Source organism: Bacillus sp. EB106-02-03-XG38, assembly GCF_058792175.1.
Window position 1 is genome coordinate 78,376 of record NZ_JBYTED010000002.1, and the last position, 23,243, is coordinate 101,618.

Genomic DNA, 23,243 nt, shown 5'->3' on the forward strand with positions numbered 1-23,243 from the left:
ACTAAACCTGTTACTTTGATTGTATCTTCTGTTGCTTTTTTATTATTTGCTACTGTGATTGTATCCGCCGCTGGCGCCGTTGTTACTGGCTCTGTTGCGTATTTTACTGCTGTTCGGCTACTTTCATCTTTGTTTGGTTTTGTCACAGTTACGTACACTGTTCCACCTGTTGACTCTAATAAATCTTTCACTTTAATTGTTGCTTCTTTTCCACCGTCAGCTACTGCTTCTGATGTTGCTTTTACTTCTCCATCTTTCGCTACATTGTATACTTTTACAATGTCACCTTCTGTTAAGTCTGTTACTTTAATTGTATCTTCTGCACCTTTTTTATTGTTTTCTACTGTGATTGTTTTTGCTGCTGGCGCTGCTGATACTTCCGTATCATATTTCACTGCTGTTCGTGTGCTTTCTAACTCTTCTACATTTTCAACACTTACATATACTGTTCCAGTAGTTTTTGCATTTTTTGCAATTTGTTTGATTTTCACTATACCTATTTCTAGCTCAGAATCGCCCTTTACAATTGCTTTTCCTAGCTCTTTCCCTCCACTAGAAGCATCATAAACTCTTACTGTAGCCCCTTTTTTTACACCTTCCACTTTTACTTCATCTTCTACACTCGCTTTATTATTCACTACTGTTATCATTTTTACAGCCGGTGCTTTTGTTACTGGCTCCGCAGTATATTTTATCGCTGTTCGGGAACTTTCTTCCTTTTCTTTTTTCGTCACAGTGACATACACTGTGCCACCTTTTACTTCTAATAAATCCTTCTTAGAAATTGTCAAAGATTTACCTTGATCTTCTACTGTGCCCTCTGCTAATATCTCTGTAGATTTGATTGTACTATAAACTCTTACTTTATCCCCTGCTTCCAATTCACTTACTTGAATCGAATCTGTATCACCAGTTTTTTTATTTTCTATTTTTACATATGTCGCTTTTAGATCACCAGATTTCTCTACTGCTGCAAAAGCTGTAGCAGTTGGGTGAATAGCAGACATCAATAATATTGAACTCATACCAAGACCTGTTAAAAATTTTGTATTTTTATTTTTCATTGTTATAGCCTCCCAAATCTTATTTTTTATTTATAAAAATAATTTTATATTTTTATTTTACAATACTATATATTAACGATTTATATTATCCTACTTTTTTTAAAAATATGCTAGATAGTTAATTAAATTTTTTTATAAAAAAATTTAATTAACTATCATTTAAAGTATTTCTGAGAATTGTTTCACTTAAAATTTAATTATCAAACTAATGGCCAATAAAAATACAAGCAACTGTCATATATACTCATAATCGCCTTATATGAAACCCAATATCAAATGAATACTAACTTAAAAATTTTAACAAAGAACTAAATATTATTTCTACTCGTCTATAGAATATCTTAATTACGAGTTGTGCCCATACAGGTATAAATATTTTTTAATTAGTTGCTCAACCTTCCAATGTTACCGCTTCAAAAAGAAAACGTGATTTGCATAGATAACGAGTTTCAAATATTAACAGAACAAATTATCTATATGGATTAAGCTATAGTACTCAATAATCGATTTTTATTTAATGGATAAAATGTACAATGCCAGTAAATATATTCCACCCTGCAATGGATAGAGAACATCTAATCCCCTTTTTATATCCTCCCGTACCGTCTAGTAGTATAATAAAAGTGTTTCAACCTACTAACAAAGAAAACGAACTAGATTATCTAATCCTGATGGATAGGCGAATAATTGCTCTTAAATACAATCTAGCTTTATTCGTATAAATTTTTTAAATGGATAGGTTTTAGAAAATCTTCTCCCAGTAATGTTCTTTCTCGTTTCACGTGTGATTTTTCACTAAGCATCTAGATACGGATACTAGATTTTACTAATAATATTTAGCTAGTAAACATTTATAATTCTCTACTGATACACCACCAATTGTAATTAATATATCTTCTTTTACTTAACACTTTTTCACAACTGGTACTTCGCTGTAATCAAATGTAACAAAGAAGAAATGAAATACCTAGATTGATGTAAACTCTTCGTTTCCTAAAAATCATTCCTTTTTGAATATCTTCACCTCGGAAAGAAGCCTTATCTCTTTTTAATTAAATGCTTCATTTTCACATATTCCCCCTTTTCCCGGAACGATTCCATACAAAACAAAAGGGAAATACATATAAACTATGTACCTCCCTTTTATTTTGTACCCAAATTTTATTACTGTGTTACAGTCATAACCTGTCCACTACGATCAACCATAATTTTCATTTTACCGTCTTGTGCGTTATATAACCCTAATTTATGCAAATCTTGTTTACATTCTTTTACGAAGTAAGGCAATGTGCGAATTTGATCAATATCAGAGCTCGTAATGAAATGAATTAAATGATGCGTCATTTCTTTTATATCATGAACAAGCTCTTCCTTTTCTCGCTTTAACCTTTCATTTTCAGCTCGTAATACATGTAACTCGACTTCAAGACCACGTGCATTCTTTTCATCTTTTGAACGCTCTGCAGCCATACTAGAAAGCTTATAGATTCCTTCCATGAACTGATGTAGTTCATGCTCTTTTCTTTCACTACAATGGCTAATTGTTTCAAAATTATCAACAATACCAGATATAACTGTTACTAGATTTTTTTCGTTCTCTATATTTAGAACTTCTTTTCGTAATTCTTTCTTGTTTTCTTTTTTCATCTCAACAATTGGTTCTTTTACAGGTGTATATTTTCGTTTTCGTCCTGGTTTTTGTTTTTCAATATTTTCAAACGGTATTTCACATTTTTTTAATTTGTAATACGTATTTTGTAATTGACTTTCTGTTTTCAGAAAAAGATTTAGTTCGTTTTTACTAACGTATTTTGAAATATTAATAATGTTTAAACCGTGCCGTTGGCAAAATTGATACACTTCATACAGTAACTCTAGCTCAGACTTCAGCCATGTAATCGCTGATTTTTCATATGCTCGCATCCCGCCATGTTTTTCGATATCTATTTGAAATAATACCATTCTATTATGTAAATCAACTAGTTCTTCATACTCTACTCGGAATTGTTTCTCTATTTTTTTAAATTCCGTTTCTAGTTGCATATCGTTCATTTTATTATTTGACATGTTTTGTAAAAGACTTAATACATTGATTGCTGTGTGGTGATACATAATCTGTGTCACTCCCCCTCATCCTTTCACAATTCTCATCTGACTCCCATGTCTTCTCAGAAAATAGCAATTTTTACATATCCATATTATAACATTTCGAAATTATCTGTCAAATAATAAACATACAAAAATATATAGAAAGTATAGAAATAGAAAAATTATTTTTAATTAATATGTATAATTGCATATTAATTATATTATATGGTATTTTGGATATATTTTCACCGGAAAAGTTTGCGTTACTACGCAACCTTACTAGCATAATCCCAAAATACCTTCTCTTATATTTTTAAATAAACAAGTCCACTATTTATTCATTAAACGAATTGAAAATCTCGAAATAGAGACTATTCATACAACCACAAACACTCCAGAAATGTTTAATCTTTCTCCCTGTACAGAAGAGTATAGAATACTAAAAAGGAACTAGCCAGTACTACTTACACGTGGCTAGTTCCCTCCTCCCTACTAAAAAAATAGAGTTGTATATCAGTTCTTCAAACCCTCAATCAAAGGCTCTTTTCTTCTACTGACCTAAAACCACTCCATATATCTGATCTCACATCACATGGGGCTCTATTAGGCACTAACCGCCACCACACATAGCTAGATACTCTACTCTCGACTTGATAAATAAAATGAAATGGTACACCAGTTCCTCTCAAACTCTCTTGGTGCCCAACTTCCCCCATTTACCTAAAGCCACTTCATATCTCTGGTCTCACATCGCATGGGGCTCTATTAAGTACTGACCGCTCCAAACATGGCTAGTTCCTCTATTCCAACTAAAAAGAAGCTTTTAAAGCACTAACTTATCAACTAAACCAATTAACTCTTGAATATCTGGTTTACTTACTTGAGCATTTGCTCCTACAGCTTCGCCTTTATGGAATAATTCATTTGTAATTAAAGAAGAGAAAATAATGACCGGTAAACGATTCATTACTTCACTATCCTTAACAACTTTCGTTAAATGATGTCCATCCATTTTCGGCATTTCAATATCAGTAATTAGCAAGTGAATATGTTCAAACATTTTTTCACCTTGCTCTTTCGCTAATTTTTCAATTTGTGCTAACGCTTCTGCACCATTGCTGAAGAAGTTCATTTTCGTATATCCAGCTGATGATAATGTTTCTTCTAATATTTGGCGAAGCATCGCTGAATCTTCTGCAATATAAATAACTTTTTCAGCTCGATCTGTTTTCTGTTCTAACCCTGCAAGTGATTTATTATCATAACCAGTACCGCTAATTTCGCATACAATTTTTTCATAATCTAATAGTAAAATAATTTGCCCATCTAGCTTTACAATACCAGATGTCGTTTCTTCTAATCCCATAGACAATGAAGCTGGTTCATCAATTTGTTCCCACGAAATACGTTGAATACGATGCACTTCATCAACGCGGAAAATAACTTTCATTTGGTTTAATTCAGAGATAATAAATTTCGTTTGATCAAGTGGCTTTGTCGATTTTAAATTAAGAGCTGTCGCTAAATTAATAACAGGTAAAATTTCACCACGTACTTGAACAACACCTTCAACTGCATGATGAGATTCTGGCACAGTTGTAACAGGGAATGGATTAATGATTTCACGTACTTTCATTACGTTAATACTAAATAGGTTTTCACCAACAGTATATGTAACAATCTCTAATTCATTTGTTCCGCTTTCTAATAAAATACTTTGTGCTTGTGACATAAAGGTGTCGCTCCCCTTCCATTAATTCCGTATATCTAATTATTAAGCTTTATTAAAACGAAAAAGTCAACTATCTATATAAAAAATATAGATAGTTGGACGATTCATTTTATTTAAAAAGACAATTAATCTTGTATAAACGAAGCAAGTGCCTCTAATAACACTTCTTGTGCTCCTACAATTTCTGTCGGCATTGCTTCCCACTTTTTCGAAAGCTCCGTTTCTACCCTTATTCTTAGCTCCGAATCCATTTCTTCTAGCACATATTCTTTCGTCGCTATATCAACATCAAGTAGCGCAAGTGCATATAATTCTGGATCATTTATTTTTTTAAATAATTGTTTCAATATAGCTGGTGCTATATGTTTTAATTTTTCAATATGAATTTCCTTATCCGAAAATAGTAACTCATATTGAATAAACGTAACATTATCTTTAATCACTTTAAAATAGCAATTATTTTTTTTATCATTTACAAAATAACCGTTCGGATCTGCAATAATACTCTCTACTTTACGAATTAAATCCGGCAAACTACTCGCCGCCATTACAGTCCGTTGCTCAACCTCACTTGGCGAAATGAATGTAACGCGATACTTATTCTGCGCCATCCTCCTCATCTCTCCTTTTATAAAAATCTATCGTCACAAATAAACTTAGTAGTCAATCTAACACGCTAAGACCACAGGTATTATTCATACTACACTTCGCTTAAATCTTCTTAAACTAACCTAGTAACTCTCCATATCTCTGGTCTTAAACAACGGTCGAGCACCCACATAAGCACTAACCGCCACCACACACCGCCAGGTTCTCTCTCAAAACCTAAAAAAGGGCTTTTAAAAGCTTTTTAAGAGCTTTTCAATAACTCGATGTTATTGAACCAAAATGCAATCTGCTGATCCGTTATCCCTGATAGTGTAATAAAAAACTCACGGCACTTCATCTCGTCCTTAAACAGTTGATACTTCCATTCTCCTTCGCTACCAACACTTACGAAATAAAACTCATGAATACGGCCAATAATTGATTGCTTTTCACCAAATGAATATGCAGGTACTTGCTTAATTTCAAATTGATCAGGTAAATATATATGCTCTTCTCGTTCCATTTTTAACACTTGCTCTGCAAGTTCACGTTTATTTTCGAAAAAAGGCAATTGTAAAATTCGCTCTTGTCTTGTCGTCATACGAATAAAAAACCCTTTCTACTACATTACAATTTTACTTCATGATATATTATCGAATTAAGTTTACAACTTCATTTAATACTTCATCTGAAACTTTAATTACTTTCGCATTTCCTTGGAATCCACGTTGATAAAGCATTAAATCAACAAATTCTACAGATAAGTCTACGTTTGAACTTTCTTTTGCTGACCCTCGTACATTCCCTGCACCATTCTCACCAGCAACACCTATTCCTGGAATACCCGCTGATGGTGTCGCAACATAATTTCCATTTCCTGTTTTCATTAATCCACCTGAATTTGGGAATGTAGCTACAGCTAGTTGCCCTACAACTTTCATACTACCATCTGAATATTTCATCATAACGAAACCACCGTCAGAAATAGAATAGTCATTTGCAATTGCAGCTGGACGCCCCGTTACTTCTGTTGTAGAAATAGTTTTCCCTGTCGGATAATTTGTTAATCCGCTTAAATCAAGTGTTAGACCACTACCAAAAGGAATTTTAATGGATCCACCTTTAGTAATTTCACCAGTTACTGGATCTTTTTGTACAGCCTCATCTGTCTCCTTTAAATTTCCTAATGTATCAAATTTAAGATTTTTTTCGCCCGTCATGCCTTCGACAGGCTTAAATTCTTTTTCGTTTTTAGAATCATTCCTTACAGAAACTGTATATGTATATTCGCCTGGCACCGGCTTTTCAACTTCTTTACCATCTACAGTCTCTTTTGTAGTCTTTTGTTTAATATTTACACGTAACGTTAATGAGTTCCCTTCCGCATCAAAAACTGTGAATTCGTGAGATAATGCATTTTGGTTTCTAGGAAGGTTTCCGCCTATTGTCGCTTTATCTGTTTGAATCCCACCAACAGCTGATCCCATTGGAATATGAATTGGGCTTGGTCGTGAAGAAAAATCTACTTCTTGTGTTCCTGTTTTCACGCCATAACCTAGTACATACTGTCCACCTGTATTTGTAACATAGCTATCTTTCGATACACCAAAAGACCCTTTTCTCGTATACTCTACATTTCCACCGTTACGATCACCAACTAAAAACAAACCGTTTCCTTCTATCGCTGTCTCCATCTTATCACTAGTTAAAGTAATAGAACCATCACTAAAATCTGTAGATGTCCCACTGAACTTTACACCGTTACCAATACTCTTTGGATTCGTACCAGCATAGGCACCATCACCACGTGAACCAACCGTATTATTATATAGCAGATCATCAAAAATAGCCTTTTGCTTTTTATATCCAACTGTTTGTGCATTTGCAATATTATTTGAAGTAACACTTAATGCATTTTGTGCTGCATTCATCCCTGTAATACTTGTATATAACGCTTTAATCATAACCTTTGTACACTCCTTTTATTAATCTTGCTTAACCTCTTCATTTTTTTCTATATCATCTTTTTTCTCATCTTCCGGATTAGTTTCTGTTATCGGTTTATCAGAAACCCTTTCTATGAAACGAAGTGAGACAACTTGATTATCAACAATAAGTTGCACATCGTTATTTTCAGCAAGCCGAACTGTTTCCACTTGACCAGTCACTTGCTTTCCATTATTGCTTACACCTCTAACGTACTTTCCTAAAAACTTCATCCCTCCATCAAGAGCCGTCGAATACATCGTTGATTGCAGTTTATCTACTGCTTTCGTCATATTCTGTACTTGCTCCATAAGCGATAACTGTGCTGTTTGGTTCATCATTTGGTTCATATCCATCGCATTAAACGGGTCTTGATGTTGAAAGCTTGCTAAGAAAAGTTTCAGGAAATCATCTTTATCCATAATACCGGGTGTTTTTTGAGTACTTGCTGATACTCCGTTTGCTTGTTGAGCTGTCGACTGTGCACCAGTAACAGATGCATTTTTTGTTTGTGCTCCTGCTTGTAACGGAATATGATTTGTACTCGTTGTATTTAATCCAACTGTTGGCACACTTTATTCCTCCAATAATCCCGCAAATTCTTTTGAATGTTGTTTTTCATGTTTCGTACTTGCTAATTTTTGTTTTTGTCTTTGCTCTTGTTCTCGCTGTTCTTTTCGATTTTCATCTTTATCTGAATAGCTAATTTGAATATTGATTTCTTTTTCTTTTAACTTCAGTCTCAATTCATCAAAAATGATTTCAACACGTTTTTTCGCATCATGTTTTTCCATTTCTACGTGAACATCAATTTGGTCTCCATGTTTTTTCATAAACACCGTTAATGTACCAAGTTTTTCTGGATTTAACTGAAATAAAACACGCTCTTGTTTCACTACAAATTTTTGCAACGCTTCTACTTGTGCTTCCATTTTCTTTCCTAAGTCAGGTAACGTAACTTTCTCAGCGCCACTATTTGATTTTCCTATTTGATCCGTACCCGTTGCTTTATTTAGTAACTCCGCACCCATTGAACTCGAATCGTTTAACACATCACCTTCCGGCAACTCTATCTTTACATCATCGCCCTCAGCTTTTGGGAGATCTACATCTAAGTCTTTGGAATCTTCTTGTTTCTTTGCAATATTACAAGTTTCTGTTTCTACAATTTTTAATGCTTGCATCGTTTGCTCTGGCATCGTCACTTTATCTAATACCATTTGCATTGTATCTTCTAAACATATAGCATTTTTAATATTCATATTTGAAAGGAGCTCTTGTAATTGTTGTAATTCTGCTGCGGGTAATTCGTTAAGTTTTATATTTCCATATTCTTTATACAGCTCTTGTATTTTTTGTATGTATTGATATAACAATTCTGGCTGCACACGTAATTGCTCAATTGCAACCATTTGCTCAGATACAGCTAATAACAACTGTTCTGTCTCTTGTTTTTCTTCTTTCTTTACAATTGGCTCTTCTTTCGTTACTGATTGTTTAGAAAGAATATATTCTTTTTTTTCTTCTTTTGGTGCTTCTTCTCGTTTCATTTTCTCCGTTTTCGGCTGCTTTTTATTTTCCATTCTCATCGTACGATCGAATGAAGAATCTTCACTTTTTGATTGTACTTCTAGCCCTTTTTCTTTTTGCGGAGGTAAACTTTGTTGCACCGGTAATACAGACTGTATCACTATATTCACCTCATCCATTCATACACATTTTCAAATCAAGAAGCATTTTTTCTTCCTGCTTTTCTCTTACTTTTGCAAGCTTTTTACAATCTTCTTGATACATCTCATCAATGACACGTTCTTTTTCTTTTACTTGTTCTAAAAGGCTTTCATTTTTTTGAATAAAATCTTCCGTTTTTTTAATTTTCCGATTCCATTCTTCTATTCTTTCAGGTGAAAACGTATGTGACGAAAGCATGCCAGCCATTATACGCTGCCCAGTTTGTACGACTTTACTACGCGATTTTACAACATATAAATCATATTCTTTTTTTTGTTCTATTTTTCTTTTTTCAGCTGTTAATTCATACACTTCTTTCAAAATCTGTTCTTTTTCTTGATTTATTTGCAATTTTATCGTGTCGTACTGCTGCTTATCCACCTGTTTTTATAGCCCCTTCCTATTATAACGTTCTCTTTTTCTATTATATAGTTTTTTTCCAAAAAAATCTGTGAAATATTAAAAAACAAAAAAATAAGACCTCTTGGGCAGAGGTCTTATACTATATGGTGCATCGCTTCAACAATATCATCAAATTGGAAGCGATCTGATCGACCTTGTTTTAAAAACGTATTTATACCTTCTACTTTGTTTTTACATTCAAAAATATAAGCATTTTCTGCATTTTCTTGAATCGTCCCTAATTTAAAATACAATTCATTTTCTTTATAAACAGATAAGATTTTTCTCATTTCATTTGCAAGTTGCCAATGATTAGATGACACGATTTCTTCCATAATCCTACTTACTGAGTCTAGCACTGAAATAGCAGGGTAATGACTAAGTGTTGCAAGTTCACGCTTTAATACAATATGCCCATCTAAAATACCACGAGCTAAATCTGGTACAGGTCCGTTTAAATCATCCCCATCAACGAGTACTGTATATATACCTGTTATAGATCCCTTTTGTGTTTTCCCAGAGCGCTCTAATAGCTTCTTCATATAACTTTCCATTAAGAGTGTTTTACCACCGATTGGCAACTCTTTAACGGCAATATCAACACTTCTACGCGCATCAGCAAAACGAGTAACAGAGTCCATCATAAGTAGTACGTTATTACCTTGATCACGGAAATATTCAGCAATAGATGTTGCCAGTTTCGCTGCACGAAGTTGCATTAGGTGACTTTCATCTGACGTCGCTACAACAACGACGCTTTTTCGCATACCTTCTTCGCCTAACTCTTTTCGAATAAAGTCTTTTACTTCTCGGCCACGTTCTCCTACTAAACTAATAACATTAATATCAGCTTTTGCGTTTTTCGCAATCATTCCGAGTAAAGTAGATTTACCAACACCAGAACCTGCAAAAATACCAATCTTTTGACCGATGCCAATTGTTAGCATGGAATCAATAGATTTGATTCCCGTTTCAAATACATCGGTAATTTCTTCACGTTCAAATGCATGAATAGGCGGGGCATCTAGTTTTATTTTTTGTAGTGGAATATTGTCTGCATCCTCATTTAGTACTCCGCCATTTGCACTTAACACTTTTCCGAGTAAATGATTGCCACGAGGTATAACAACATCTTCTTCAATTAGTGTAACTGAATCTCCGTAACATACTTTTTCTGTTTGTTCAAATGGAAGTAACATGTTGTTCTCTTTTTCAATTGCAATTACTTCACATAAGACGCTATGTTCTCCAACGAGACAAACATCACCGATTTTCGCCTTTGGCCCTTTCGCTACAAAAAACTGTTCTTGTACACTATGAACTTTACCGACTTTCGTATAAAACGGCGTTTCAATAAACGTATTCCATTTTTGGTTTTCATTCATTAATAGTCGATTCATACATTTTGCTCCTCAAATAACTTCTCTTCTTCCCATTTCTGGCGAAGTTTCGCAAATATAGGTGCAAATTTAAATTCAAAGAACTCTTTCTCTTCTTCCAGAACAAATTCACCGAACTGTAAGGAGAAATCATATTTCCATTCTACTAATTGTAATAACCAGTACTCTTTCGTATTTTCCTTCTCTTCTTGAATACGTTCAAACGTTTCTGGATGTACGGTAATAACTAGTTTTTCAAACGAAGTAGGCAATGTTTGAACGATGCCAGTTAAAATAGGTAACACATCAAGCAATCTAGCATCTACTGCTTGATTCACAATTTTTTCTGCTAGTTGAAAAGATTGATCCCATAATAATTCCATCCATTCGTATGCTGTTTCTTGTTGTTCTTTTTGAAACTGTATATGTGCCGATTCTATCTCTTTCATCTGCTGCTGAACATGCATTTGAAATTGTTCTTGATCATGTAATAACTGCTGACGTTCTCGTTCTAACATTTGTTGTTCTTGTCTTAGTTGATTCAGTTCAGTATGTAATGATTGTTGCTGTGCAAGAAGCTCTTCATGGTCCACCTGTATTTCTTCTTCTACTTGAACTGGTATTGGTTTTGGAAATTGTAATTCATACGTTTCTTCAGAAAAAGAAACAGAATTCTTCGGAATTCTGTTTTTAAATAAGGACATCATCTTCACCTCTTTGAACGATAATTCTTCCTTCCTTCTCTAACTTTTTCACTGTGCCTGTAATCGTTTGCTGTGCCTTTTCAGCATCCGTCATCTTAAGCGGTCCTAAGCCATCTAATTCTTCTAGAATCATCTCTTTACGGTTTGAAGACATACATGTAAATAATTTCTCTTTAATCTCTTCTTTTGCAATTTTAAGTGCTTTCGCAATAACACCATTATCTGTAATTTCCTCTAACACACGACGAAGTGCAAGATCTTCAAGTCCAAGTAAGTCTTCAAATACAAACATGTTTTCTTTAATTTTCTCAGATAACTCATAATCCATTTCATCCAGCTTTTGAAAGACTGTTTTTTCAACACCTCGTGAAACGTTATTTAAAATGTTTACTATTGTTTTCAAGCCATCTGTTTTATTAATTGCATTAAACGCCATATTATTTAATTTTGATTTTAATAAATCCCCAATTTGATTTATTAATTCACCATCTACTTGCTCTAGCTTCGCAATCCCCATTACCGTTTCTACTCGCTTATGATCTGGTAATCTCTCAATTAATTGAGAAGCAAGCTGCGGTTTAATATAAGAAGCGATAATCGCAATCGTTTGTGGCGATTCATCATTAAGTACAGTAAGAAGTGGTTCTAAATCTGTAAGTGAATTTAAGAATTCAAACGGATTATCTTTGTTATACCAAAGATCTTCCAATAATTTTTCTAGTTCGTCTTCTGGCATATTTTTAAATATGCGACGAATATATTCTTTATCTGGAGTCACTAGGTTTAATTCTTTTACATTTAATTCATACAAGAACTCCCCTAGTACATTTTCTAACGTTTCCGGTTTATATACACGAAACTTCGCGATTTCACGAAGTAATACTTCTTTTTCCTCAGCCGTCATATATTCAATGACTTTTGCTGCCACCCCTTCTTCTAATGTACGAATAAGGATGGCAGCTTTTTCTTTGGAGGAGATTTCATCTAACATCGGTGTTCCCCCCTTACTGTCCATTTAACCATTTTTTAATTACTTTTGCAGTTCCTTCTACATGTTCTTTCGTAGCATCCTGCACTTGTTCATCTAACGTCGGTTCTTTCGGTTCTTCTGGTTCAGGTTTTGGTTCTGGTACTATTTTTTCTTCAGGAATTTCCATAATACTTTCACTACTTGCAGCAATCTCATCTTCTGCTAAGTATTCTTCATATTCCTCTTCTTCTTTCTTTCTCTTACGTCTTGCTAATAAGAACCATACTAGACCACCAATTGCTAATAAACCAGCTGGAATTCCACCGAATAACCACCAGTTTATACCACTTTCTTCTGGCTCTGGCTCTTTCTCTTTTTCAACTTTCGGCTGGTCAAACTGAACAGTTACAACATTAACTTGACCGTTTGTAAAGTTTCCATTCGGATCAGCTTGAAGACCAGCTGCTGTGCCGATCGCTTCTTTGAAAGTAGTCATATCTATTTTTCGTTTTACTAATGTATCGTTGTCTACCCATACTACAACATTTGTTTTCGTTAATTCTGGGTGTTTCTTAATTGTTTCAACTGTTTTATCTATTTCATAGTTTTCAATTTTGTTACCATTTTTATTATCGTAGACGATTTTACCATTTTGATTATTGTTCGTACCGTAATTTGGTACTTCACCGTTCGCTGTAATACCAGCGCCTTGTTTCGTTTCTGCTCCTTCTTGTGCAGTAGAGCTTTCTTCTTGCTCTTGTTTACTACGAAGTACACCTTTATCACCATACTTTTCTGACTGGCGTGTAACTTCATCATAGTTTACAGACACTTTCGTATTCACTTTATATTCATTCGGTTTAAACATCGTCATTAATGTTGCATCAATATCTTGCTTTAATTTACCTTCAATTTGTTGCTGCATCTCTACTTCTTTTTCATAAGAAGAGGAACTAGTAGAATGCGCTTCATCTGCCCCTTTTGAGATTACACCTTTTTTACTATCAATCACACTTACTTCTTCTGCTTTCACGCCAGGAACTGCTGCACTAATCATTTGCTGTATACCCGCAACTTGATCAGCAGTTAATAATTGGCCACGCTTCACTCCAACCGTAATCGCAGCTGTTCCTTTTGCTTTTTCTTCATCAAAAATTGTCTCTTTTTCAGGTAATGTAATTTGAACATTCGCCGTTTCAACTGTCGCAAAGTTTCTTACGATATCTTGCTCCAATTGCTTTTTCGTACCGACAATTTGCTTCATTTTTTTATCTTGCTCACTTGAACCGAGCGAGCTTTCTAATAAAATTTCCTCACCGCTTTTAGAATTAAACGGTAAGCCCATCCCATTCATTTCTTTTCGAACCCATGGAGCATCATTTTTTTGCACACGAATCGATCCATCGGCCGCTAACTGATAATCGACACCTAACTTTGATAATTCTGCTGTAATCTCTTGCTTATCTGCATCATTTAAATTTTGATATACAACAACATATTTATCCGGCAAGGTGAAGTATAAAAGTGCTCCTGTTACAATCGCTAAAAGCGCAGCACCTATTACTAACTTATGCCACGTTTTTAACGATTGGATAACATTTTTCATCTTTTCCATTTAAACACACCCGTCCACTTTCCTAAATTTGCATATTAATTAGTGACTTATAATTTTCAATAAGATTATCACGTACGAGAGCAGCCGTTTTCATTTGAGACTCAGCCTTCTTCTGCTGAATTAAAACGTCATGCGTTTCTCCTACCCCTTTAGTTAGTAAATCATATACTGCTGTTTGCGCATTGTTTTGCGTTTGATTCATATCTTCCAATAAATCAATAAACTTTTTCCCCTCAACTACTGATGTTTGAGAAGTTTTCGGTGCACCAATTGACTGAATTGCTCCAAATGGTTGCGTATTTAACATTGGTTGGATTTTCATATTGCTATATTCCCCCTTATCCTCGGCCAATTTCCAAATCTTTATCGAGCATTTTTTTATTCGCATTTAATACACTTGTATTTGCTTCGTACATTTTTTGGGCAACCATTACATTCGTCATTTCAGCAGTCACATCAATATTTGGATAACGTACATAGCCTTCTTCATTTGCATGCGGATGTGTTGGATCATACACTAAGTTTTCAGTTTTATCTGCTTCAATACTTTTTATTTTTACTCCATTAGTAGGAGCCCCATCTAACATATTTGCAAAACTATTGTTTGATTCTAGCACTACACTACGACGCTCATATAAATCCGCCCCCGGAGCAGCCGTTGTATTTGCATTTACAATATTGTTAGAAGTAACTTCCATCCACTTTCTCGCTGTCGTTAGCCCTGAGCCACTTGCATTAATTGCCTGAAACATCGTTGTCTCTCCTTCTACTTTTAACGTCCGCGTGCCGCTTGGTTAATTGCATATTGTGTATTAATCGCGTTAATTGAAATACCGTATAACTGATTTGCTTTCATTAAATCTAGCATTTCTGTTGTTACATCCACACTATTTCCATCTTTATTCGTTTGCATTGATTTTGTTTGAATCTTTGCATATGTATTTTTCGTATTTACTGTCGGTAAGTGCATTTCATTCGTTTGATATAAATCTGGATTGCTCTTTAAGTCAGCAACATTGTTCTTATATAATGCACTACTTTTATTCATTTGCTCAGCAAATGTTACATCTTGCGCTTTATAGCCAGGTGTATTCGCATTTGCAATATTACTAGAAACAGTATTTCGTTTCGTCACTAAATAATTCATATAATGGCCTACATCACTCACTAAATCTGGCATATTCCACACCCTTTCTTTTCTAATTTCATGATCCACTGATGGAAGTTTCATTTCATTATTTATTTTCTTATATGTGTTTATTAAAATATTAACAATCATGTACCCTTACATATTTTATTCCATTTTTCCATTGTTGTCTTTAGAAAAATACAAAAATATAAAAAAGAATACAAAAAAACTGTATACACGTAATAATCTATGCAACATTTCAATATATAATCTACAAACTAAAGTTCATTTTTACATTATTTAGATTACTACTTTTTTTCATTACAGTCATAAAATGAAACCTCAATCAGCGGAAGTCTTTATTTAAACAAAGTAATGGATCCCCTCCTAAAAGGGGAATCCGTTTCTAAACTCTATCATTAAAATTTACCGTAAAATGAATTAGCTTTCATACGCCCATCATTTGTCATAATCATTTCTTCTAAAATCTTTTGCTTATCTCGAATATGCTGCGCCGCCTTAATAATGAATGGACTTACTTCTGCTGCAACTTGCGCACGTGTTTCCTCATCCAATGTCATCATCCAGCGATTTAACATTTCACTCTTCTCAGCAAACTCTCCATCTGACACTTGCAATTCACCGATTTCATTAAAACAGCCGACAAACGTTCGATAAATATCATTGTTCATTTTCAAGCGCTCCACGGTATCCGTCTATTAAATCTTGTAGCACTTTCACAATCGCATCAATGTCTTTTGCTTCACGCGTGACTTTCATCGTTTGAATTTGAATGCTAATCCAATCGTATAAGCCATATAAACTATCATATAAATCTTTCGTAATTTCGGGATTTAATTGCAACTTTAGTTCTTCAAAAATACGTTCTAACTTTTCAAGAAGTGCATCACCATCTTGAATTTTAAATGTATTTAAAAGTTCTTCCAATTTACGAAACTCGATGATACATCTTTCATAAATAAATATTGTATTTTTAATTGGATTACTCGTCATAATATCATTTTGCATATAACGTTGCCATGCTTGCATACAATCACTTCCTCAGCTTTCATTAATCATCACTTTTTGTTTTTGTCATTGCTTGAATTGTCTTCAACTGACTATCAAGCAATGCTAACTGACTTTCTAATTTTGCATATTTATCAATAATTGTTTTTTGTTTTTCCTTATTAACTGTATCAATATCTTGAATTTTTCTCTCTAAATCAGTTACTTGCTTTTCAATACTTTTAGAACGTTTCCCAATAATTCCTTCATCTCCAAATATCCCGTCTAACTTTTTCTCTGTATCATGACCTAAGCCATTCAAGCCAAAGAAAAATTGTTTCGTAGATTCCGGATTCTCTTTAAAAGCTGTTTTCAATTTTTCTTCATCAAGAGTCATACTACCTTTTTTATCAATTTGAATTCCAAAAGAAAATAAATACTTATCATCTTGGGAAAAGTTAAAAATACTTGTCATTGCATTATTGATAGCAAACGACACATTATTCCCTTGCATTACTCCATTTTCCCCAGCAAATAAATCCAAACTTTTAACAGCCTTATTATACTCGTCTTTCATTTTTTTTATTAAGTCTATCGAATTTTTTATATCAGAATCCTCAATAGTTAATTTTATTGGCTCTGTAGTTTCCTTTTCTAAATTAATAGTTAATCCTGGAATTGTATCAATCTTATTTGTTTTACTAGTTCCTTTTATTCCATTTATTGTATACTCAGCATTTATTGCTCCTGTCACTTGATTTGCAACAACATTCGTTCCATCCGTATTTTTCGCAGAAGTAACTAGCCCTATATTTTGCAAAAAACTATTGGCGCCATCAGTTAATTTCAGCTCTCCAGCTTCTCCTGCAGTAGTCGATGTGAAAAATAGTTGATCCCCTAAAGTATATACTGATGTACCATAATTCCCATTATTTATCTTATTGACAAGATCTTTATACGTCATATCTTTTGAGATTTTAACTTCTTTTCCATTTATCTGAAATACATCATCTACTCCAAGTTTTAAATCTAAACTAAATTGTTGCTCCATACCTTCAGGAGTTTTTGAAGGAGTAAGTGGAGCTGTAGTTATTTGATGTCTTTCAGCTACTCGCTCTACTGTAATTGTGTATGTTCCAGGAATTGCGGCAGCGTCAGCTTGTGCTTTCATAAAACCATCTTTGGATAGAGTTGTTTTCTTTTCATCACCTTTAAATGCGTATAAATCTTTGAACACTTGTACAAGATTTGCAAATTCTTTTTTCATGCTTGCATACACATTTTTTTCATTTGTTAATGTTTGTTTTTGTGTAGTATAGGGTGATTTTTTCATTTCCAATGCTTGTAACTCTAAATCGACTAACTTCTTTGTATCTATCATGTTATTTCCTAAATTCCATATTTGTTGTCTGCCACCATAATCAGATATTGTTCCTGCCATATTTTTCACTCCTTATTGTTTACATATAATCTAAAATACTCGTTTTACTCATCGTACTAACTGCCTTAAGTGTTGCTTCATACGTCGCGTTTATATAAGCTAAATCAGAAATTGCTACCGCTAAATCAACATCCTCAATTTCTTTACGGTTTTCTTGAAGTGCTAAATTTTGCTCGCTTAAAATTGTTTTAAACGTCTCCATTGTGTTCATTGTTGAGCCAACTTCAGTTGTGCGATTAATGACGCCATCTAAGTTTTGCTTATTTTCTTCTAATAACGGTTGTAACGCTTTTGGGTCACCGTTTTGCATCGCTTCACTCATCTGTTTTAACGTTTTTATAACCGGGGATAATAATGCATCTCCGTTCCGAAACGCTTTGAAATCATAACCGTCATTTAGTTGCCAGTTCACATCATTTTTTCCACCTTGATACATACCATCTTCTGTAAACGGTGGATTCTCTGCACTATCACCACCAAAAATATAACGACCCTGTTCTTTCGTATTCGCTAAATATACGACTTGTTTTAAAATTTGATCAATCTCTACCCCCATAGCCTGCAATTCTTTTTCACTATTTGTCCCATTTAATGCTTGTACTGTTAATTGGTCTGCTCTTGTTAAAGACTTCAACACACTTTGTAAAGTATTTTCAGTTTGTGTTAATACATTTTTCGAATCCGCTAAATCTTTTTGCATTTGTTCAATATTCGCCAATGAATGTTGAATCGCAAATGATTTACTTGTCGCAAGTGGATCTTCACTCATAAAAAGGTTTTTCTTCCCTGAAGTTACTTGATTTCGGTGGTATTGTTGTTGCACATTCAAATCCATTAACTGATTCTTTGCCCAGCTTGCATTTTGAAATGTAGATACTCTCATTTCTATCTCCTCCTTATATATTTCCAATCAATTACTATCACTTATCGAATAATCGAAAATAGACTATCAAACACTTCATTCATCGTAGTAATAGCTTTAGAGTTTGCAACGAAATATTTTTGGAAGGCCATTAAATTAACCATTTCCTCTTCCATATTAACGCCTTCAACACCCATCTTTTCTTGCTGAATCCCCTCTAATAAATCTCCATGAATTTTTTGATGAGCATTCACTGCACTTTTATCAGATGCAACACCAACTACAAATTGGTCTAATGCTTGTTTATAAGAAAGACCTTCTTTATAATTCCCATCTGTAATTGCTGCTAGTTTATTTGCTGTTTCAGCTGATATTTTCATTTTCGAAACATCTTGTGGAAATTCAGGGTTTAATTTCATATCTTTCGCTTGATCTCCAACGAAGAACTCTTTCCCCATTACTGTGTTCACTTCATTCTTTACAGAACTCATTAGTTCTTCAAGGTTTTTCTTATAACTAGCAATCTTCGCTTTCGTATCGATCGCTGATTGAATTGCTCCGCTAGTTAAAGGAATTTCCGAACCATAAATTTCAGCAGTCATTGGTTCTTTTTCTTTATTTAATTGAAGTGGATATGTATCTTGTCCATTTACTGTTAAAACACCATTCATTCTAACACTCGCGATATTAGGATTCACAGATTCATAAGACACTTCTATATTTGCATACTTAGACATTTCTGTAATGATACGATCACGTTCATCCAAAAGTTGATTTGGCACTTGTGTGCCTGCTTGTCCAATTTTTTTATTCGCTTCCGCTAAGCTGCCAGCAAGACGATTAAATTCATTGACATGCGCTTCAATATCTTCTGTCGTTTGTGCTTCTGCTGTATCTAAGCCTTTCGCTAGACGATTTACTTGACTTGTAAACTTCCCAGTTTCAGAAATTAATGTATCGTAGTAATTTGGTTGTTCTGGATTTTTTGCGACTTCACGAAAGGCATTGAAGAAGCCATCCATTAAACTAGATAATGAATTCTTCCCTGTCGTTCCAACCATAGATTCTACACGTGATAAAGTCGAATTCATATAGTTATAGTAAGAGAGTTGAGATAATTGATCGTTAAACTGTTTCGTCTTCACTTCATCTGTAATACGGTCAACGCCTAACGTTTGTACACCGTAACCTATTTTTTGTTCCGGTGAATAGCCCTGACTTGCCCCAGCCGATCCGTAATTCACCATTTGACGCACATAACCAGGCGTATGAATGTTAGATAAATTTTGTTTCGTCGTTTGTAATCCCATTTGTGCCGCTAACAAACCCGATAACGGCGTATTATAATCAGATAGTCTCATAATGTTTCACTTCCCCTTTACAATAGTTCGTTCATAAAGATTTGTGAATTATTGTTTCGCTCTAAATTATATTCAGAAACGGAATCCACAATACTTTCTGTAGTTTTTAATAGTACGTTTAAGTAATATTGATTTTTCAAAAGAATCATTTTTACATTCTCTTCTAATTCTGTTAGGTTTTTTTGTAATTCTTCCATTTTTTCAATTTCTTCATGAGAAAAATACGAAAATAACGCACTTACGCGAAATGCTTCCACTCCCTGTTCTTTACAAAACTGAGCAACCATTTCTTCAAATGAACTTGATAACTTTTTTAAACCATCAATGTACTGCAATTGCTCTACTTGTAACTTTTGAACTGCATTTACATTTTTATGTTTTAAATTCTCATATATTTGTTCTCCAAGCGTTTGAATGTTTTCATATGCTTTTTGAATAATAACGAGCTTTTCATATAATTGTATGTACATATAGCTTCCTTCCCTTTTACAAGACTAAATTTACAATTAAACCGTGGATTTCTCCAATTTGATTTAACATTTCTAAATGTCCCGTTTTCGTATTAATTAAATTCATAACATCTTCTAACTCATTTAATCCCATTTCCGCTTGTTTCACAATCGTCATTTTCTGTGAATATCCGTAACGCGGATGACGAGACATGACATCTTTATATTGCAATACATTATCTACGTAAAAATTCAAAAATGATTTTACTGTATTTTTGTATTCCATTACATTATCAAGCGTTAATTCCATTTCAATTTTCTCTTTAATTTCTCCAATGTTATCGACAAATGCTTCCATTTGTTCTAGCAATTTATCTTTTTTCGGATCTGCATGCAAATTATCCGAAAATGCAAGTCCTGTCCTGACATTTGCTTCTTTCGGCATTTGAGTAGCAGACGGTATATGCGATAAAATCGGATTATGTGAGATCGAACGCAGCATATATATATCACCTATTTATTTTTTTATTTCTTCCTAAACTTAATCGTAAAATCCAGTTATTTATAATTATACTCTGAACACTAATATTTTGCAGTTATTTTTTATAAAAGATATGTTACAATTTAGCATGAGGTGGCACAAATCTATGAATATTTTTCTTTGTGGTTCAAATCAATTAACAGCATTAGATCAGGAAGAAATAAAAAAATTTTTAACTGACTATGCTCACAAACATAAAATTTACATATTATGTTATAAATCTATTGAAAATGAGATTCTTCGTTTTTTCATCGAAAACGAAAGACTCGCTCAAAATTTATGCCTTTACACGCTACAGCCGTTACAAGCATTAACAGATGAATTTCAAGAGGTCGTTGATTACTTAAAAAAACACGGAGCCGAGTATGTCGCTTTTGATCATCCTTCCGACTCCATTTACCGATCAGATTATATGTTTTTTGTAAAACAAATAATCGAAGATACCGATTTAGTTCTCTGTTTTTATAATGGGGACAAGCATACATCTGTCATTCCCGTTGACGTTGCAAAAGAAGCAGGAATTGATGCTGTTATTTATGATTTACCAGGTTTACATGAAAAACAGATGAAAAAAAACTTTGAACAAAAAATCCGTATGATGTAAAGGGGGAGGCACAATATCGTTATTGTGCCTATTATAAATATGATAATTGAACAAGATTATGATCATTTTATCGCGAGTTTTAAACAACAATTCAATATGGATATCGCTTCATATAAACAAGATAGAATGCGTCGTAGAATCGATGCTTTTATTTCGAGAAAGGGCTTTGAGAGCTACACTAGTTTTCTAAGCAATTTACGTACCGATCAAAATTTATTTTTAAGTTTTATTGATTATATTACAATTAACGTTTCAGAATTTTTTAGGAATAAAGAACGTTGGCAAACGTTAGAGACGAAAGCACTACCAAAATTACTTGAACAAAACAACGGAAAATTAAAAGTATGGAGTGCCGCTTGCGCTGCCGGTGAAGAACCATATACACTCTCTTTAATTTTATCGAAGCATCTAGCTCCATTTCGTTTTGAAATACAAGCAACAGATCTTGATTTTCACATTTTAGAAACTGCAAAACGTGGTCAATATACAGAACGTTCTTTAAAAGAATTACCTATCGATCTGAAAGAACGTCATTTCACAAAAGAGAATGATATATATTCATTACATCAAAACATTAAGCAAAACGTTACGTTCAAACAACATGACCTGTTAATGCAGTCGTTTGATACAAATTACGATTTAATCATTTGTCGCAACGTAATGATATACTTCACTGAAGAAGCAAGGGTAAAACTTTACGAAAAGTTTAGTCGTGCTTTACGAAAAGGCGGCGTACTATTTGTTGGTAGTACCGAACAAATTTTAACACCTGAACGTTATAATCTTCAGAGATTTGATACATTCTTCTACGAAAAAATATAAAAAGGTCGTCACAATGTAAAGTGACGACCTTTTTATATAACTCGAATTAAAATAATAGCAACAATCCATACAAAGAGAAAAAGAAATGTCATAGACCATTTATGTTCTTGCATCGTTTGTTTCAGGGCCTGTGATAATTGTGTCATATTCATTTCTGCGAGCGCTCTCCATACACTTACATCCCGCTCTTTAGCAGTGCGATCTGTAACGCTAATTAAAATAGTTTCGTTAGACAATTTCGTTATGTAAGCAGTAATAACCGTTACCATTAAATTTATATTTCCTTCTGAAGAATCACTTTCCACTCTAGAAAGGAGTGCACTTACATCTAATAACGGAATATGTACTTTTCTACCAAATGATAATTGTACTTCAGCAAAATCATACGTCCCATCTAACAAAGGAAGCTCTTTTATATGTGCCTGCTTAACAAGCCCTTGCAAACTTCTCATTACTTGTTCAAATACTTTTTCTGTTTGCTTCCCTTCTCCAGATAACGTATGCAACTTTTTAAAGAGTTGTAACACTGTATCCATCTCTTTAGAAAGCATTTCCTTCATAACCTTTCCATCACCTAAACTCGCAAGTAAAATCCCTATTTCATTATTTTTCGAAATAATCTTAGACTGTCCAGTAAACACTAGATTACTATGCTTTCGTTCTTTCTGGATTTCATGTTCCGAAATAGCTGCAGGCTGTTTTAATGGTTGTAGCGTCTTATTTTCAATTGTCGTACGTTTAATCTCCATCTAAGCGCCTCCACTACT

Annotated in this window: 25 protein-coding genes and 2 pseudogenes; 2 read left to right on the forward strand and 25 right to left on the reverse strand. The window is 33.8% G+C overall.

Going from position 1 to position 23,243, the window contains the following annotated elements; translation table 11 throughout:
• The 24 genes and pseudogenes from AC3WTI_RS09655 to AC3WTI_RS09770 form a co-directional block, all read right to left on the reverse strand.
• A pseudogene (locus AC3WTI_RS09655) lies at nucleotides 1-1,064 on the reverse strand (hypothetical protein); the annotation flags it as partial.
• Between the two features lie 631 nt (nucleotides 1,065-1,695).
• Nucleotides 1,696-1,897: pseudogene (locus AC3WTI_RS09660) on the reverse strand (molybdopterin molybdenumtransferase MoeA); the annotation flags it as partial.
• A gap of 331 nt (nucleotides 1,898-2,228) precedes the next feature.
• On the reverse strand, nucleotides 2,229-3,176 hold the full coding sequence (locus AC3WTI_RS09665; protein ID WP_142305790.1) for a DNA-binding domain-containing protein: 948 nt from the start codon (nucleotides 3,174-3,176) through the stop codon (nucleotides 2,229-2,231).
• Nucleotides 3,177-3,975: 799 nt separating this feature from the next.
• Entirely contained in the window at nucleotides 3,976-4,884 is a 909-nt protein-coding gene (locus AC3WTI_RS09670; RefSeq protein ID WP_000075958.1) for a chemotaxis protein, read from the reverse strand.
• Nucleotides 4,885-5,009: 125 nt separating this feature from the next.
• Entirely contained in the window at nucleotides 5,010-5,495 is a 486-nt protein-coding gene (locus AC3WTI_RS09675; protein ID WP_000068312.1) for a hypothetical protein, read from the reverse strand.
• 239 nt (nucleotides 5,496-5,734) lie between these two features.
• Nucleotides 5,735-6,073 (reverse strand): DUF3964 family protein, encoded by a 339-nt coding sequence (locus tag AC3WTI_RS09680; RefSeq protein WP_000213334.1) that lies wholly within the window; start codon nucleotides 6,071-6,073, stop codon nucleotides 5,735-5,737.
• A gap of 49 nt (nucleotides 6,074-6,122) precedes the next feature.
• The gene (flgE, locus tag AC3WTI_RS09685; protein ID WP_144488427.1) at nucleotides 6,123-7,436 is read right to left on the reverse strand and encodes a flagellar hook protein FlgE; all 1,314 of its coding nucleotides are present in this window, start codon (nucleotides 7,434-7,436) and stop codon (nucleotides 6,123-6,125) included.
• A gap of 21 nt (nucleotides 7,437-7,457) precedes the next feature.
• A complete protein-coding gene (locus tag AC3WTI_RS09690) occupies nucleotides 7,458-8,030 on the reverse strand; it encodes a flagellar hook assembly protein FlgD (protein ID WP_001143483.1) in 573 nt (190 codons plus the stop codon).
• A gap of 3 nt (nucleotides 8,031-8,033) precedes the next feature.
• A complete protein-coding gene (locus AC3WTI_RS09695) occupies nucleotides 8,034-9,149 on the reverse strand; it encodes a flagellar hook-length control protein FliK (protein WP_142305788.1) in 1,116 nt (371 codons plus the stop codon).
• 10 nt (nucleotides 9,150-9,159) lie between these two features.
• Entirely contained in the window at nucleotides 9,160-9,570 is a 411-nt protein-coding gene (locus AC3WTI_RS09700) for a hypothetical protein (RefSeq protein WP_000360869.1), read from the reverse strand.
• A gap of 116 nt (nucleotides 9,571-9,686) precedes the next feature.
• Nucleotides 9,687-10,991: a flagellar protein export ATPase FliI gene (gene fliI / locus AC3WTI_RS09705; RefSeq protein ID WP_097840436.1), complete on the reverse strand. Its 1,305-nt coding sequence runs from the start codon at nucleotides 10,989-10,991 to the stop codon at nucleotides 9,687-9,689.
• Nucleotides 10,988-11,674: a FliH/SctL family protein gene (locus AC3WTI_RS09710; RefSeq protein WP_097840435.1), complete on the reverse strand. Its 687-nt coding sequence runs from the start codon at nucleotides 11,672-11,674 to the stop codon at nucleotides 10,988-10,990. The genes fliI and AC3WTI_RS09710 overlap by 4 nt, the downstream gene beginning before the upstream one ends.
• Nucleotides 11,661-12,665 carry a flagellar motor switch protein FliG gene (locus tag AC3WTI_RS09715; RefSeq protein WP_000883361.1) on the reverse strand — a complete coding sequence of 335 codons (1,005 nt, stop codon included), beginning with the start codon at nucleotides 12,663-12,665 and terminating at the stop codon, nucleotides 11,661-11,663. Before AC3WTI_RS09715 ends, AC3WTI_RS09710 begins: the two co-directional genes overlap by 14 nt.
• Nucleotides 12,666-12,678: 13 nt before the next feature.
• Nucleotides 12,679-14,259 carry a flagellar M-ring protein FliF C-terminal domain-containing protein gene (locus AC3WTI_RS09720; RefSeq protein ID WP_492304359.1) on the reverse strand — a complete coding sequence of 527 codons (1,581 nt, stop codon included), beginning with the start codon at nucleotides 14,257-14,259 and terminating at the stop codon, nucleotides 12,679-12,681.
• A gap of 22 nt (nucleotides 14,260-14,281) precedes the next feature.
• Entirely contained in the window at nucleotides 14,282-14,581 is a 300-nt protein-coding gene (gene fliE / locus AC3WTI_RS09725; RefSeq protein WP_000701682.1) for a flagellar hook-basal body complex protein FliE, read from the reverse strand.
• A gap of 16 nt (nucleotides 14,582-14,597) precedes the next feature.
• Entirely contained in the window at nucleotides 14,598-15,011 is a 414-nt protein-coding gene (gene flgC, locus AC3WTI_RS09730; RefSeq protein WP_000484671.1) for a flagellar basal body rod protein FlgC, read from the reverse strand.
• A 20-nt stretch (nucleotides 15,012-15,031) separates the two neighbouring features.
• Complete coding sequence (flgB, locus tag AC3WTI_RS09735; protein ID WP_142305789.1) at nucleotides 15,032-15,490, reverse strand: flagellar basal body rod protein FlgB; 459 nt, start codon at nucleotides 15,488-15,490, stop codon at nucleotides 15,032-15,034.
• 317 nt (nucleotides 15,491-15,807) lie between these two features.
• Nucleotides 15,808-16,080: a hypothetical protein gene (locus tag AC3WTI_RS09740; protein ID WP_001058080.1), complete on the reverse strand. Its 273-nt coding sequence runs from the start codon at nucleotides 16,078-16,080 to the stop codon at nucleotides 15,808-15,810.
• Nucleotides 16,070-16,438 carry a flagellar export chaperone FliS gene (locus tag AC3WTI_RS09745; RefSeq protein ID WP_097840433.1) on the reverse strand — a complete coding sequence of 123 codons (369 nt, stop codon included), beginning with the start codon at nucleotides 16,436-16,438 and terminating at the stop codon, nucleotides 16,070-16,072. Before AC3WTI_RS09745 ends, AC3WTI_RS09740 begins: the two co-directional genes overlap by 11 nt.
• 22 nt (nucleotides 16,439-16,460) lie before the next feature.
• Entirely contained in the window at nucleotides 16,461-17,837 is a 1,377-nt protein-coding gene (locus tag AC3WTI_RS09750) for a flagellar hook-associated protein 2 (RefSeq protein ID WP_097840432.1), read from the reverse strand.
• Nucleotides 17,838-17,856: 19 nt separating this feature from the next.
• On the reverse strand, nucleotides 17,857-18,720 hold the full coding sequence (locus AC3WTI_RS09755) for a flagellar hook-associated protein 3 (RefSeq protein WP_097840431.1): 864 nt from the start codon (nucleotides 18,718-18,720) through the stop codon (nucleotides 17,857-17,859).
• Nucleotides 18,721-18,761: 41 nt separating this feature from the next.
• On the reverse strand, nucleotides 18,762-20,060 hold the full coding sequence (gene flgK, locus AC3WTI_RS09760) for a flagellar hook-associated protein FlgK (protein WP_253621532.1): 1,299 nt from the start codon (nucleotides 20,058-20,060) through the stop codon (nucleotides 18,762-18,764).
• A gap of 17 nt (nucleotides 20,061-20,077) precedes the next feature.
• Nucleotides 20,078-20,530: a flagellar export chaperone FlgN gene (locus AC3WTI_RS09765; RefSeq protein ID WP_097840429.1), complete on the reverse strand. Its 453-nt coding sequence runs from the start codon at nucleotides 20,528-20,530 to the stop codon at nucleotides 20,078-20,080.
• Between the two features lie 16 nt (nucleotides 20,531-20,546).
• Nucleotides 20,547-21,011: a YaaR family protein gene (locus AC3WTI_RS09770; protein ID WP_097840428.1), complete on the reverse strand. Its 465-nt coding sequence runs from the start codon at nucleotides 21,009-21,011 to the stop codon at nucleotides 20,547-20,549.
• A gap of 145 nt (nucleotides 21,012-21,156) precedes the next feature.
• On the opposite strand from AC3WTI_RS09770, the gene AC3WTI_RS09775 reads away from it, so the two are divergent.
• Entirely contained in the window at nucleotides 21,157-21,654 is a 498-nt protein-coding gene (locus tag AC3WTI_RS09775; protein WP_001020094.1) for a hypothetical protein, read from the forward strand.
• A gap of 39 nt (nucleotides 21,655-21,693) precedes the next feature.
• Nucleotides 21,694-22,476, forward strand: coding sequence for a protein-glutamate O-methyltransferase CheR (gene cheR, locus AC3WTI_RS09780; protein WP_142305787.1), 783 nt, complete (start codon nucleotides 21,694-21,696; stop codon nucleotides 22,474-22,476).
• A 32-nt stretch (nucleotides 22,477-22,508) separates the two neighbouring features.
• Here the strand turns inward: cheR and AC3WTI_RS09785 are convergent, their stop codons facing one another.
• Nucleotides 22,509-23,225 (reverse strand): hypothetical protein, encoded by a 717-nt coding sequence (locus AC3WTI_RS09785; protein ID WP_097840426.1) that lies wholly within the window; start codon nucleotides 23,223-23,225, stop codon nucleotides 22,509-22,511.
• Nucleotides 23,226-23,243 lie beyond the last annotated feature (18 nt).